The following is a 1,785-nucleotide window of genomic DNA, read 5'->3' on the forward strand; positions in this document are numbered from 1 at the left end:
GTATCAAGGCTTATTACGGTGCCGGTCCCTGCTGAATCGATGAGAGCGTTGACCGCTAACCCATCAAATTCCACAGGGATCTCTTCCTCCGACTGCCGGTTCGGCCCAACTATGACCGTGGACAAAAACGGTTCGAGGTCCCGATCGGCGTCAGCGGGAAGCCAGGCGAACTCGAAGCTGGATGCGCCAACCGAGATCGAGATGATCTCAGCGCCAGCGCCTACTAGTGTCGAATGAAAGTTGACTAGTCGACTTGCAAGGTCGGGCTTAAGGGTCACTAATGGACCAGAGGCCAATGATTGGGACGTCATTCTCGGTCTCCAGCTTCGAGATCAAATGGCTCGCCAAGTGAAAAAAATCGATGCGAGTTGCTTCCCCTTAACGGGCGGGCTCCCAACCTTGCAACACACGGAGAGAGGTCCGCAAAACCTCGAAAATCGGAAAACCCGCAGATGGCTTTTGCAAGTTGAGGCTGGTGGCGTCATATACCCAAATGCGATTTACCGTTTGCAAATGACCCCGCGGTCCAACGGGCAGCTCTCTGTCATTGGATGACCATCACGTCAGGCTCCTGCCGGAAGTGCTCGATTACTTTGCGAAGGTGAAACTTCGCTTCTGCTCGGGGAATTGCATCGAGATCAGCCCCAAAAATTCGGAACGAGTCGTCAATAGCCCTGTGGCAGGCTCAACTTTCTCTAGGTACATCGCGAAATACCACGCTTGGAAARCTTGAACCTCGATGGGCAGCGAGCTCGATGCATTGGCGTAGTCGAACCATCCAATAAAGAGCACATGATCGTTGATTTCATCGCTAAATGACGCCAGTAGCTCTTCGTCTTCCCTCGCGAACCCATCCTTCGTCGTCGAGTGTTTGAATGCGTTCCTGGGCGCTTATAGACGACATAACCTGAAACGGTACCAACCCTCCGGGTGACGACATTCGCGGGAAGGGTTGGCCATGCTCCACGGTCCACTCCTCACCCCACGAACCGGAAGTCGTCGGCGCCAAGATTCGCGATCGCGATTTGCTTCAGGGTGATCACRCCGGAGGCTCCGGCATCGATCACGGTGTCGGCGCCAACCTGATGGCTCGCGGTCAACACCTCCTTCAGGTCTTTGAAGATCGTTTGCTTGAACTCGATGACGTCGCCTGACTGGAGGCCCTTGATGATATCCGCACCAAACTTGCCGCCGAAGACGAATACGTCTCTTTCTGCGGTGCCGGAGAGCTTGTCGTTTCCCTTGCCGGCCTCGATGCGATGGTCCGGTCTCAGGTCGACCGCCTCTGGCGTATCCGGCATGTCGAGGAAGCGCGACACTTCATCCGACATCAGTGACCACCCCGAGGCGGGTTCGCTCGTTCCGACAAGAGGTAACGAAGCTGTGTAGTCAGGATCCTCGCCACTCGCGTCGTCGGCGCCCGTCGCGAGGACCCCTCCATTGGAGGCATAGAGTGCCCATTCGTGCCTCCAGGTGCCATTGCCTTGAAGGGCCCAGGTCTCTTCCTTATAACTGCCGCTATCGTACGTAGTGGTGCCGCTCGACAATTGTCCCAAGGCGTTGCGGTGCAATGTCCAATGAGAGACACTGTCGTTACCGGGGTCGTTGTCGATGTCCGTGAAGTCTGTGCGACTCGTATTGTCCTTGTTCTTGATGGTGACAAGGTAGGGATCGGGTGCGTTTTCGTTGGTAGACACTTTGTTTGTCCAATCGACCGGCCCAGCGCCCTTGTTCCAGGTCCTTTCGACGAATTCGCCGCTCTTCAAGTAGGTCTTGCGCCAATCG

The 1,785-nt window shown here is 55.8% G+C and carries 1 protein-coding gene and 1 pseudogene; both read right to left on the bottom strand.

Features of this window, described 5'->3' with window-relative positions; genetic code table 11:
• Positions 1–311, bottom strand: a 311-nt coding sequence (locus AC1DT3_RS19960; protein ID WP_477466955.1) for a hypothetical protein, incomplete at its 3' end; no start/stop codon positions are given.
• 666 nt (positions 312–977) lie between these two features.
• A pseudogene (locus AC1DT3_RS19965) lies at positions 978–1,785 on the bottom strand (hypothetical protein); the annotation flags it as partial.

This window comes from Microvirga sp. P4_G7, assembly GCF_056401005.1.